The following is a 12,170-nucleotide window of genomic DNA, read 5'->3' as shown; positions in this document are numbered from 1 at the left end:
CAAGCTATGGAAAATAACAAAAACAGTGAGATTAGTGTGGTAGAAGAGCTAATTAAAAAGCTTTATGGGCATCATATCGTGATTACAGCCGATGCACTACATTGCCAAAAAAAACTGTTGAGCTGATTATCGAGGGAGAAAATGACTACATTATTACTATTAAAAGAAACCAGCCAAATCTCCTGAAAGTAGCTACTGAGCTAGCTGAATCCTCAATCGCTATCGATACCAATTACCATGATGAAAATTTACATGGACGAAAGACTACTCGTCAAGTCAAAGTCTATCCAATTCCATTTGAGTCACTACCTGATTGGGTTGGCGCTAAAAGTTTAATTGAGGTTAACAGATATGGAACTCGACCTCAAGGATAGAATTGTCGTCGCCAGATTGTTGACTATCATGAACAACACTTTTATTTAAGTAGCTGAAATTATTCAGCTTCAGAATTCGCGGAGATTATTCGTGGTCATTGGTCAATTGAAAATCAACTTCATTGGGTCAAGGATGTAACTTTAAATGAAGATAACTGTATTCATACTGGCGGTTTTTCACCAGCTAATTGGGCGATGGTCAGACAGTTTTTAGTTTCCCTGGCTCGTCAGTTAAATTGTCGGACTCTTCCCGAAGCGTTAAGGCTGATGGCTAACCAACTTCAAATGATTTTTGATGCGCTATTTGACCACTCCGACTCCTTTTGCCCAATGCCTGTGAGTCCAATGGTCGAGTGAGAAAACTTTTTCTCTCCCGACAATTAATCCACCCTGACCCCCTCCCCGCTTGCGGGGAGGGGAGACAAAGCGTAGCTTTGGCGGGGTGGGGTTCTTTGGGTTTAATAAGCAATCAAGCGCACATGATATTATTGGTGTAAATAATTGGTTTTTCAAGACGCGATAAATCGCGTCTCTACATCAGGGTTTCGGCTATATTTGCGTAAATCCTGGGTTAATTGAACGCTATCTGAGTAAGCAAGTCTTTACTTTCTTCTCACCGACGACTGCGAAAACCCTGTTTACCATTAACTTGGTCAAAAAGTACATCGTATTTATCAAACAAAGCGATTCCAGGATTTACAAATATAGTCAGTTCTGATTGTGGCGAGATACTCAAATTCCAGCGATTAAAGCCGTCGCGCTTTCCTGGCGTCAAACTATAATCAAAAATGCCATTAATTCCTACTTTCACAGCATTTGCTGACCCTAATACTCCGGGTTTGAGTTTACCTGCTGTAGAAGCTGACTTGAATTCAGTCAAACCATTAATAGTTCCAGTATCAGCGATCGCTCTGCTATTACACAAATTTTTTGCAGAACTCCCAGCAAGAGTTAAACAAACTTTGCTCAATCGAGAATCCCATCTTTTACCGGGTACATCATTAATTTCGGGTTGTGGACTCCAAGAAGCCATTTTGAAACCTGCTTGATTCTCAGCAGTTAAACCGAGAATAAGGCTGCCATTTTTGTTACTACCACCATTACCAACGACAATAAATCCGTTACTCAGATTGCCTGATAGTTTTCTTAACGGGTTATAGGGAAGTGATTTTTCAAAATAGTTAACACCGATAATTCCCGAAAATGGTACACCACTCTTAGCTGAACACTTAGGTTTGTCGGCGCTACATTGGCGACTAGTAACAACTTGTACAGGAACAGGTTCGGCGGTGGGAATCAAACCAAACCGGACATTAGCGTAAACTAATTCTCCTTCCAGGATAGTACCATCACTTAATACTTCCTTGATATTTTGACCTGTTCTTTGGATCGGAGAATTACCTAAAAACTCTTTGGGAACTCTTAGCCCTGCTGACCCTGTATCTAATAAAATACGTTTTGGTTGACCATTTGCGATCGCAACTTCTAAAAAATAGCCGCGAACACGTTGCCCAAGGGAAGGTTTTGGATATAAAGGTAAGCTGACGGTGTTAAAAGTTGTCTTGCGGGGTGTATTTTGCGAGATATCGCGCAATGCTGAATTTGGGAAAAGAGCCGCAAATGCCGACTGGCGTTGCGCTGCTGGTTCAGGGGCAATATCCCAAAGGCTTTCGTAGTAGAAAAAGCCGATACCTAAACCGCGTTGTTGCGCTGCTTCTACCTGGGATTTGATTTGTGGGATGGCAACTGGACGATTTCGTAAACCCGCCATAATCCCGATACCAGTTGGAATGATTTGTTGGGTTTCTAAAATTTCTGGGCGGGTAATTTGAGCGATAAAACTTTCCAAATCATTACGATACACCTGCATGACCAACTCATCAACAATACCCAACCGTACCCAGTTTAGCCAATCTTGCAGTTGCATTTTATAGGCGAAATTATAGTAATTAGGAGCAACTGAAAAAATAGCATTCGGTTTTCTGGCTTTCACTGTTTGGTAAAGGTCTACCATGAATGCAGTCATTTTATCTGCCCGCCATTTTATCCATGCTTGGGCTTGGGGATTGGGTGGTGGAGGATTCCCAGTTTCTTGAGTATATAGACTAATTGTGTACTTATCGTAACCAAAATCTACAGGTAAACTCATGTGGTCGTCAAATTGAACGCCATCAGCATCGTATTTAGCTATCACTTCCATCACGAGTTCGCGGATAAGCTGTTGCACTTCGGGGTGAAAGGGATTCAACCACGCTACTTCACCCGCAGCGCTAATTGAAGTTTGAGTCCCATCCCCTTTTTGTGTTAGCCAATCTGGATGCTGCGATGCAAGTTCCGAAGTTAGAGGAACCATAAAACCAAATTCAAACCAGGGTATTGCTAGTAACCCTTGGCTGCGGGCTTGAGTAATAATGTCTGCAATTACATCTTGTCCATCTGCTCCCTTGAAGAAAAACGGGATACCCTTTTTCTGCATGATGGCACTGGGGTATTGTGTATAACCATCATTCCAAACTACGGGATAAACAGTATTAAAGTTTAACTGCCGCAGTTGACTCATAGCTGCTTGCACCTGTGAACGATTTCTAAAAACGCTAAAATCGTTACCACTTAGCCATACTCCCCGAATTTCTTGACGAGGTTGAGGAGGTAGTTGGGCAACAGCAGGGGCAAAGCTGTTTAGTAGCAATACTAGAAAGAATGATATCAGACATAATAATGGCAGCAGACGCTTTTTCAAAAGCCACGGCGATGTCTTTTGACTCGCTTTGCTTAGACCTAGTAGTACCCGTCTGTGTATAGGCTTAAATAGTAAGTTAGTTAGAGTTGCATTAATTTCTCTACTTTTTTTCCAAAACTGAGTTGTCATTACTTCTGCTGACTAAATGAGGTTAATTGGTTATATTTAATACCATATAAATGTTAAATTACTACATCAGTTTTTATGATGTAGTAATTTAGCTGCAAGATAGTTGACGCAGTTATGAAGGTTGTGGTGCCAAATAGAAATGTTTCAAATGTAAGCTTTAATCGAGATGCTGTAATGAAATTGATTGTTGTGCCATCCTCAAACCCATGAATTTCCAACCTCACCAAAATACTTTTGATGACAAACTAAGCGCAAGTATTGGACTGGCCATTGGATTGGTGTTTCTTGGGGGCGGTTTTTGGGTACGTAACATAATCGCCCACGAAGGTGCAACACTAAATGAAACACGTGGTACGGTGGTAGACAGCATCAGTCGTCGCGATCGCAGCAGTACGAACAACAATGAGCAAAAAGAAACCTATGCGCCAGTTATCGAGTTTTTAGCCAACGGTAAACGCACTCGCTTTACAGGCAATTATGAATCCTACCGTTCCAGCAACGGCCAGATGGTGGTGATACGTTACAATCCTCAACAACCCATAAGTACTGCGCGTGTCGTGAATCCGCTGGAAGGTTTAGTACCTTGGGGAATGTTTGGTATGGGTGGGTTAGCTGTGGTTTTTAGCGTGGGCACACTGTTGCCTATACGCTGGTCTTCAGGTGGGTAATATAAATTAGATATGTTTTGATTTTCGTGCTGACTTTGGCGGCGTTCGGTGTGCGCCAAAATATTTCTCACTGCGGTAACGCAACCACACCCGCAACACTTGCGGAATCCGGTCTTTTTGTTCCTTAGTCAGAGTGTTGTAAAGAGCTAAAGCGCGATCGCGTTCGCCCCGACAAGCAGCATTATTGTGAGCATCCCAATAGCTGCGAGCTACTCGAATCCGCCGACAGACTTCTTTAATCAGTGCGTCTCCTGTCAGTGGAGTATCTTCCTTGGTCATACTCAAATACTAGAAATTTCTAATGCCATCCTAGCGAATCAGATTCATCTTGACACTTCAAATTTCAAGCTGACTGATTTCCTGAGTTAATTCATTGCTGTTTCTTATAGTTATCCAACCAGATGAGGGGTAGAGCAATAATGCTAGGCAATGACTGAATCAGATGTGAATAGCACTAAGATAAATCCAAAGTCTTGTGTTGCCTCGTTCCCAGCCTGGAGGCTGGGAAACCATTGTGGGAGGCTCTGCTTCCTCCTTCTTGAAAAGAGACAGAGCCTCTTGGAACTCGTTCCCAATCTGAAGACTGGGAACAAGGTTACACAAGCCTTTCGGCTTTTCTTAGTGCCATTCATATCAGATGCTTACTACTCAGGCAAAACATTAACTGAATCGTTACTAAAATTTTCTTCAAGATAGCGTGGATCGCTTACTCCTACGTGCAAAAGCAGTGTTGTAACTAATGCACCGATAGCTGCTACTAAGAAGGTAGTTCTATAGTCAATATTCTCCACTATCCATCCACCTAGTAGGGGAGCAAGGATGGTGGCAGGGGCAACAAGGGTATTACCAAGACCAATATAGGCTGGTCGTTGGTATTGGTTGCCAAACTCTAAAGTCATTACCGCAGCAATGTTTTGCAGAGCCATCATACCTATTCCCGCTCCTATAAATACCAAGTAAAACCAGTTTGCATTGGGTGCTAGACAAGCTAAAACCGAACTGAATGCACAAGCAATACAACCAGTTTCCAAGACTAACTTACGACCCGTGCGATCGCCTAACCACCCCAAAACTAATCCAGCAATAGTTTGTGTAACCATCAATAAAGTAGTAATTAACCCAACAGATGCTTCTCCCATCCCATATTGATGTACGGCATAGAGTGTATAGAAGGGAAGTGGCATCAATGCTAACTGTGAGATCATACGTGCGATCACAAAGCAACGAAAATTCTCATCGCACCGGAGAATTACACCCACACTGTCCCAAAATTCACGTCTAGTTTCAAAGGCTGATGATGTGGTGTTTACTGGCTCTCGCGTCCTAGACATAAAAAACCAAGATAGAGCCATTGCCAAACTGGCACACAAAAAACATAGAGCAAAGTTAAATGGTTGAGCGATTTCCTTAAGTAGTAAACCAGCGATCGCAGCACCACAAATACTCATAAAATTACCAGATGCTGCTAAAGTACCGTAAAAAATACCAAGCTTTCTGGAGGGAACAATTTTAGCAATCATGCTTTGCCAAGCAGTGGCGCTAACCCCACCACCTAGCCCTTGCCAAATGAGTATGGCAAATGTCAACAGTAAGATAGTTTGGTGATTGAGTTCTAGTTGTAATAAAGCCACCAGTGCTAATCCCAAAAAAGGAAGCTTCTGATGAATTGTCAACAACATTACAGTTGGTTTGTAACACTGTAGACGAGCTACTTTATTAGCTGTTAATAGCTGAGGTAATTGCCAGCCTAAGCGTGGAATAGCCGGGATCAGACCGATGAGCAATGCAGAATCGGTAAGAGTGCTAACAAATAGCGGAAGAATCGTGAAAAATGAAGCAAAACCACTCCCAAAACCAAAAAATCCACTTTCAATAACACTGACAGTAAAGTTATGGCGAAGGTCTTTTTGAATTTCAGAATTAAGCATTTTTATAGATATTACAAGTTTGGTGATTTATTCCCTTTTGGGGAAACTCAGGCTGTATTTTGAACAGGTTTATCTTCTTTTTGTAGGTACTTAGAAATCATCTAAGTACCTACAAAAACCTGAGTTCCATAAATTGTTCCCAAATGCTGTACTTAAATCACCCTTGAAAAATATTTTTGTAAAATCTCCCAATTTTTGATGGTGAGCCTTACTGCAATGGAGTTTGGGTCAGTGGTCGGTATAGGTTAACCTTGAAGTGGTGCGTGATTGGCAAACGGTGTAGATTATGCGCTCACAAAGCTCACACCTATTAATCACAGAGATTGACTTGGCAATAAAATAGCTAAAGCATAGACGTAGATCGTTGTAGACATAGCCCAAAAGTTATTGATAAAGTTTGAGTTTGAAGCTGAACTCTTTGGGTTGGGTCGAAATAAAACCGGAAGTGTGTCTATTGGTTTGTTGACCTACACGATTGTCGTGAGTTAATTTTGGGGCAGTGGGTAAATCAGTTATCACTGGAGAGTCACAGCTTGAGACTTTGTGGTGAGTGTAAACTTTTTACTGTTCGCTGATTTGGTGTCAGTCACCGATAATAATATAGATGTATATACACCAGTCACTGACACCACGACATAAGACATTCTCCAAAAATTGCAACAGGTTGTGAAAACTGGTGCTACCCAAGGCTGGAAAAGATTGGGGGCGGGTGCGAATCTGTGGTGTGTGATTGCTTGCTGGTGGTATCCCTAAACTTAAAACTATTTAGTTATTAAAAATCATCGATCGTGAAATTCAAAACAATAGTCTTCTATGGTTCCTACAGGAGCGATCGCCAGGGCATTAAAGCTGCTAGATTCATGATTGACCAGCTTAAGCAAAGAAACCATGAGGTGATTTTTGCGGATGCAAAGGAGTATGACTTTGGTCTTTTAGACCGGATGTATAAAGAATATGGCAAAGGTCAGGCTCCTGCAAAGATGGAAGAACTGGCAGAACATATCCGAACCGCAGACGGTTTTGTAGTTGTTGCAGGAGAGTACAACCATTCCATTCAACCAGGGTTGAGCAATCTGATGGATCACTATCTAGAAGAATATTTTTTCCGTCCTGCTGGTATTGTTTGTTACTCAGCTGGTAGCTTTGGAGGAGTACGGGCAGCCATTCAGTTACGCGCTTTTCTGTCAGAGATGGGAATGCCTACTATTTCAAGCATTTTTGCTATTTCTAAAATTGGAAACTCTCTGGATGAAGCAGGTACTTCACAGGAAACTGCTTTGCCCAAAAGAGTCGGTCAATTTTTAGATGAATTAGAGTGGTACGAAGAAGCATTACAACGACAAAAAAAAGAAAAAGGAACTCCCTTCTAATCAAGTCAGCTTTACCTGCTTTGTATACCAATTAGCTTGGGGATATTGTGTTTTTTTTAATACTGGGAGCCAAACGCAACCTTTAGTCACCCTTTAAGAGAAACTTGTGTGAAGCTGTAAGAGAGTGAAGAATCAAACTCTCTACTAATCAGTTCTGACTTACCCTTTGTAAATATGCCTTCAATTAGCTACAATCGCACCGACAGCCAGCAGCCACAAAGCATTACCATTGAAGGTTATGTTGTCCGGCCAGGATTACACATTCTCAGTTACGAGCAACTCAAGTTGCTACGAGAGCAAACACAGCATCATTCTCAGCTTGAATCTTTCGTGAGCCAAGGTGTCATTAAGTTGACTGGTTAATAGTAGTCGTCAATTCACTTGCAATTCATCTCATCACCTGCTTATTGGGTAGATGATGAGATGAATTGCTATATCAGCTAAGTTCTAAGTAGATGAGTCTGAACGTTCTATTTGCTGACGAATGGTATCAATAGAAGCATTAATACCAGCCAGTTTGGACTCTAAATCATCTCGCAGCCAAATTAAGAATTTTAATTTCCGCTCTAAGCTAGCTTTGTGCGAAATGGGTTCGCTTCCATAACATGGATTACCCCAAAAAGGAAACATAGTTTACCTCTGAATTTAGCTTTTGTAAGAGTGCAATAGATTGCACCACTACATTCTGACGAATAACAATCAGACTGGTGTATGTAACAACCGACCATTATTGTGCGTGCTTAACGAACTTTTACTAAAAGTTGTCTCTTAAATTGGTAGAGGTATTTGACCAAACTGCCATCAACTCTTTCCATTTCTCCTCTAAGAACAAGTTGAAGTGACGATACCATATTCAAAGGTTCTGGCAATTTGGCATTACAACTCTGTATTTTGCAGTTTAAATAAGAATCAACAGAACAGAACAACCACAAATCGCCAGTTGTTGACCCAACGCTGTAAAAGAACTCAGCAGCCAATCTACAGCGTTTGGTCATCGCTTCTCTACAACTGGCTAGTAATTCACTAGAAAACCCATAGTAAAAGTGCGTAGGCTAGAAAGCTGTCTTAACACGGCTGGTAAAATAAATGTGAAGTACCTGCAAATCAACGTACTTGTATCAGTAAATACTTCTAATAATAGATGACTTGGTGAAAGGGAAAGGGATAATGCTGAAAGGTGTCATATTCTAAGACCAATTACTGAGTAGGAAATTATTTTATGAGAACCAGAAAGCTAGGCAAACAAGGCTTAGAAGTTTCAACTATCGGACTTGGTTGTATGGGAATGTCTGAGTTCTATAGCGGTCGTGATGAAATTGAGGCGATAGCGACAATTCATCGAGCCTTAGAACTTGGAGTTAATTTTCTTGATACTGCTGATATGTATGGGCCGTTTACCAACGAGCAACTTGTAGGCAGAGCAATTAAAGATCGCCGAGATCGAGTAGTTTTAGCAACTAAATTTGGCAATGTCCGTACTGAAGATGGTGGTTTTAAAGGGGTTGATGGTAGACCAGAATATGTCCATCAAGCTTGTGATGCCTCGTTAAAACGTCTGGGAGTGGAGGTGATTGACCTCTATTATCAACATCGAGTAGATCCAACTGTCCCCATTGAAGATACTGTCGGGGCAATGGCAGAGTTAGTCAAGCTGGGAAAAGTGCGTTATTTGGGGCTTTCGGAAGCTGCCCCAGCGACGATTCGACGAGCTGTAGCAGTTCACCCCATTACTGCACTGCAAACAGAATACTCTCTTTGGAGTCGAGAGCCAGAGGATGAAATTTTACCTACCGTGCGGGAATTAGGAATTGGGTTTGTTCCCTATAGCCCATTAGGAAGAGGGTTTTTATCAGGTGCGATCGCTAGCCCTGACGATCTTGCACCTGATGACTATCGCAGAAATTCTCCTCGCTTTCAAGGTGAGAATTTTTATAAAAACCTGCAATTAGTAGAGCAAGTCAAAGCGATCGCCAGCGAAAAAGGAGTAACTTCTAGTCAGCTTGCTTTAGCATGGCTATTCGCTCAAGGAGAAGATATTGTCCCAATCCCTGGTACAAAACGCCGTACTTACTTGGAGGAGAATGTTGCAGCTACCGAAATTATCCTGACTGAACAAGATTTGAATCGACTGGAAACAGTTGCACCAAAAAATGTGGCAGCTAGGCGATCGCTATCCTGACATGAGTACTGTTAACCGTTGATCTATCTGAAAAACTGGAGTATTTTTTCAAATTCCGCTTTAGATGCCCAAGCAGACATTACCGCAGCTTAACAAAGTAATCACCCAGAATTTTCTAAGGAAATGTCAAAAGTAGCGTAGGCGCAGCCCGTCGTAGACATCGCTATTTTATCGCCTATATATCTGGATACTCATTCAATCATCTGGAAACTGCCAGCACGAGATATGTTCAATATCTTTGCTGCTGCATTTACTACAGACTGCATCAATCACAGAGTCCACCCATTCATAGCTGCAACTACGACAGTGACAGAAAATGTTATTGCGGTTAGCCATTTCAATACCTTGATGCCATTGTTGCAGTTGAGAAGAGTCTGGAAAAGCTTCTGACATTTCATCAAACCTTATTCATGTCATAGTCTACATTATGAGCCTAACAAACCCCAAAGTGAATAACTCAATATTAATCGCCCTGACTCTCACCGCGTCTATAGCCCTATCGCCCGTCAGCATTGCTGATACTGTCCAAGGTTCAACCCATACTATCAAAATGTCTTCATTTAACCTCAATTCTCAAAAATGGCAAAACCGGGTGCTGCTAATCTTTGCACCATCTGTTGATAACCATAACTATCAGCAACAGATGCAGGTATTTAACCAGCGCCAAAACGATTTTAAAGATCGGGATTTAGTTCTGGTTAAAGTCTTGGCAACAGATAAAAGCTATGCCAATGGACAGTTAATAGATGAGCCTTCTGCTGCCAATTTGCGAAATCGCTTTGGGGTTGATAAAGAAAATTTTCGCGTCATTTTGATTGGCAAAGATGGTGGTATTAAGCGCCAAGAAACTACACCAGTACAAGCTACAGCAATTTTTGAGCAAATTGACGCTATGCCCATGCGTCAGCAAGAAATACAAGAACGATAAATTGGCAAAGCAGTTGGTTTTATTGTTTAACACTAATGCAAGTACAGTCAATTGCCCTTTACTACGAATGCTACGCCAATCCCTAAGCGCAAACCTCTTACAGCACCAGAATTCTACAAGTTGAGTAAACTTAAGTGCGAACCTACAAGAGTATCTGCTTTCAAACCTGAGTTCAATGCTTCAAGTATATGAGAAAAATAGACCTCTTGCAAAAATATATTTTTGCACTTTTAGGGAAAAGGGAAAAGGTTAAAGGGAAAGGATTTTGGAATTTATTTACCCTTTTACCCTTCCCCTTTACCCCGACTTTTGCAAGAAGTCTAATCATGAAAAATGCATATACTGCAATTATCAAGCAATGAATTTATTAGCTCCTGGTTTTAGAATTACTAGGAGTTTTTTTTATTATCCATCTCAATAAAGGGGGTTCATCACGAGAAGTAATAGCCTTCATCCTCAAGGCTATTAGTAATTGCTTCTGTTGGTAGATTGAATGTCAATATTTGGATTGCTATTGTGTATTTGTCACTAAAAAACGTTTATCAGATAAAAACAATGAATATTCTTGCTTGGATTGTTTTAGGTCTAATTGCTGGTGCGATTGCAAAGGCTATCTACCCTGGTCATCAAGGCGGCGGAATTTTAGCAACAATTTTATTAGGAATCGTTGGTGCTTTTATTGGCGGTAGTTTGGGTGTCTTCTTCAGTACAGGAAGCTTTGCTCTTGCGGCTCCCTCTTTGAGTATTCCCGGTATTGCAGTGGCAGTTCTGGGTGCAATTGTTGCAGTCTTATTGTGGAACGCGTTAACTAGCCGCAGTGCTTTGTAATAAATTAAATTGAATTAATTAATTTGGAACTTACACACTTTTTGTCTTATCTGTCAATGTGTAAGTTCTATTTATCAACAATTATTGACATAATTTGCCGCTTGTTATGGTGATAGCCTCAACATTATTCAGGTTGATAATGTTGAGGCTATGATTTTATTTTGGATGCCCTATATGTCGCAAACGTTTTTTGAATTGGTATTAGAAAAGTCTTAAGTCTCTGCCTTACAGGCTTATAATAGCTGTGGCAACAACAGCTAATAGCGTGCTAAATCGCAAATTTGATACCTGTAATCTAACTTAACTTTGTTTGGTGCATAGGCGTAGCCCATCATAGACATGGCCTAACAGGATAATTAAAAACTTGGGTTAGCGATCGCAATCTATTATTTATACGTGTTTTATTTATATAAAAGTTATATTTAATACATATAATTACTGGGTTACTAACAATAGTATTAAGTTCTTAAATACTAGTAGTGTGTAAATATATTAAGCTTGCCTCTTACCTATTTACTATGAAATTTAATCAAGAGATAGTTACGATTCCCAGTGTACAACTTTGACAACTGTCCACAATACTGTTGCATGTCTCAAGCTCATGGTAATATTATTTTACTGNNNGGAGATATTATTTATACATCAATTTGTAACCATGCTGAAAGAGTTAGTNNNGTGCGCTACCTCCAAAAAACAAAAAATTATTCAACCTACCCAGGAAATCAACAAAAGCCCNNNCGTGCAAAGCACAGAGCTTTTTAAACTCTGCTTATATAAGGTACTAAAGAGCTAACTAAAGCTTTTTTTTAGGAATCATCATAGCCAGCGAGAAAGGTATAAAACCCTCTTAGGATGGCAAAAAATTAGACAAGAGTAAATAGAAAAGTTTTGACACAATGTCAATAGTTTTTTGTATATGTAAAAATATCAAAAAGCCTAATTTGTCTTGTCAAGAAGACATTAGCGTTGTGTGTTTTATTTAGATATTGATTCTCTTTGTGGTTGTTACCTATATATAAAAGTCCT

Annotated in this window: 13 protein-coding genes; 8 read left to right on the top strand and 5 right to left on the bottom strand. The window is 40.6% G+C overall.

All coding sequences use genetic code 11. The annotated features are described in order from the left end of the window. The first annotated feature begins 101 nt into the window (after positions 1 to 101). Both QUD05_RS22990 and QUD05_RS22985 read left to right on the top strand, forming a co-directional pair. The gene (locus QUD05_RS22990) at positions 102 to 374 is read left to right on the top strand and encodes a hypothetical protein (protein ID WP_289794483.1); all 273 of its coding nucleotides are present in this window, start codon (positions 102 to 104) and stop codon (positions 372 to 374) included. A 195-nt stretch (positions 375 to 569) separates the two neighbouring features. Then, the gene (locus tag QUD05_RS22985) at positions 570 to 731 is read left to right on the top strand and encodes a hypothetical protein (protein WP_289794484.1); all 162 of its coding nucleotides are present in this window, start codon (positions 570 to 572) and stop codon (positions 729 to 731) included. A 256-nt stretch (positions 732 to 987) separates the two neighbouring features. On the opposite strand, the gene QUD05_RS22980 is transcribed toward QUD05_RS22985, so the two are convergent. Beyond that, entirely contained in the window at positions 988 to 3,243 is a 2,256-nt protein-coding gene (locus QUD05_RS22980; protein WP_289798109.1) for a family 10 glycosylhydrolase, read from the bottom strand. 206 nt (positions 3,244 to 3,449) lie between these two features. Here QUD05_RS22980 and QUD05_RS22975 point away from each other — a divergent pair, with 206 nt between their 5' ends. Then, positions 3,450 to 3,911, top strand: coding sequence for a DUF3592 domain-containing protein (locus tag QUD05_RS22975; RefSeq protein ID WP_289798107.1), 462 nt, complete (start codon positions 3,450 to 3,452; stop codon positions 3,909 to 3,911). Positions 3,912 to 3,917: 6 nt separating this feature from the next. On the opposite strand, the gene QUD05_RS22970 is transcribed toward QUD05_RS22975, so the two are convergent. Both QUD05_RS22970 and QUD05_RS22965 read right to left on the bottom strand, forming a co-directional pair. Further along, a complete protein-coding gene (locus QUD05_RS22970) occupies positions 3,918 to 4,190 on the bottom strand; it encodes a Precorrin-3B methylase (RefSeq protein WP_289798106.1) in 273 nt (90 codons plus the stop codon). 365 nt (positions 4,191 to 4,555) lie between these two features. Further along, positions 4,556 to 5,839: an MFS transporter gene (locus tag QUD05_RS22965; RefSeq protein ID WP_289798105.1), complete on the bottom strand. Its 1,284-nt coding sequence runs from the start codon at positions 5,837 to 5,839 to the stop codon at positions 4,556 to 4,558. A gap of 788 nt (positions 5,840 to 6,627) precedes the next feature. Between QUD05_RS22965 and QUD05_RS22960 the strand changes: the two genes are divergently transcribed. After that, the gene (locus tag QUD05_RS22960; protein WP_289798104.1) at positions 6,628 to 7,209 is read left to right on the top strand and encodes an NADPH-dependent FMN reductase; all 582 of its coding nucleotides are present in this window, start codon (positions 6,628 to 6,630) and stop codon (positions 7,207 to 7,209) included. Positions 7,210 to 7,383: 174 nt separating this feature from the next. Continuing rightward, positions 7,384 to 7,572, top strand: a complete 189-nt coding sequence (locus QUD05_RS22955) for a hypothetical protein (RefSeq protein WP_289798103.1) — start codon at positions 7,384 to 7,386, stop codon at positions 7,570 to 7,572. Between the two features lie 84 nt (positions 7,573 to 7,656). Here the strand turns inward: QUD05_RS22955 and QUD05_RS22950 are convergent, their stop codons facing one another. After that, positions 7,657 to 7,839: a hypothetical protein gene (locus QUD05_RS22950; RefSeq protein ID WP_289798102.1), complete on the bottom strand. Its 183-nt coding sequence runs from the start codon at positions 7,837 to 7,839 to the stop codon at positions 7,657 to 7,659. A gap of 589 nt (positions 7,840 to 8,428) precedes the next feature. On the opposite strand from QUD05_RS22950, the gene QUD05_RS22945 reads away from it, so the two are divergent. Beyond that, on the top strand, positions 8,429 to 9,388 hold the full coding sequence (locus tag QUD05_RS22945; protein ID WP_354666149.1) for an aldo/keto reductase: 960 nt from the start codon (positions 8,429 to 8,431) through the stop codon (positions 9,386 to 9,388). A gap of 195 nt (positions 9,389 to 9,583) precedes the next feature. Here the strand turns inward: QUD05_RS22945 and QUD05_RS22940 are convergent, their stop codons facing one another. Next, entirely contained in the window at positions 9,584 to 9,781 is a 198-nt protein-coding gene (locus QUD05_RS22940) for a hypothetical protein (protein ID WP_289798100.1), read from the bottom strand. Between the two features lie 55 nt (positions 9,782 to 9,836). On the opposite strand from QUD05_RS22940, the gene QUD05_RS22935 reads away from it, so the two are divergent. Together QUD05_RS22935 and QUD05_RS22930 are read left to right on the top strand one after the other, a co-directional pair. After that, a complete protein-coding gene (locus QUD05_RS22935; RefSeq protein ID WP_289798099.1) occupies positions 9,837 to 10,316 on the top strand; it encodes a DUF4174 domain-containing protein in 480 nt (159 codons plus the stop codon). 555 nt (positions 10,317 to 10,871) lie between these two features. Continuing rightward, entirely contained in the window at positions 10,872 to 11,144 is a 273-nt protein-coding gene (locus tag QUD05_RS22930; protein ID WP_289798098.1) for a GlsB/YeaQ/YmgE family stress response membrane protein, read from the top strand. Positions 11,145 to 12,170 lie beyond the last annotated feature (1,026 nt).

Source organism: Nostoc sp. GT001, assembly GCF_030382115.1.
Classification (GTDB): Bacteria; Cyanobacteriota; Cyanobacteriia; order Cyanobacteriales; family Nostocaceae; genus Nostoc.
The sequence above is the reverse complement of the archived record's forward strand: the minus strand, read 5'-3'. Positions and strand labels throughout refer to the sequence as shown.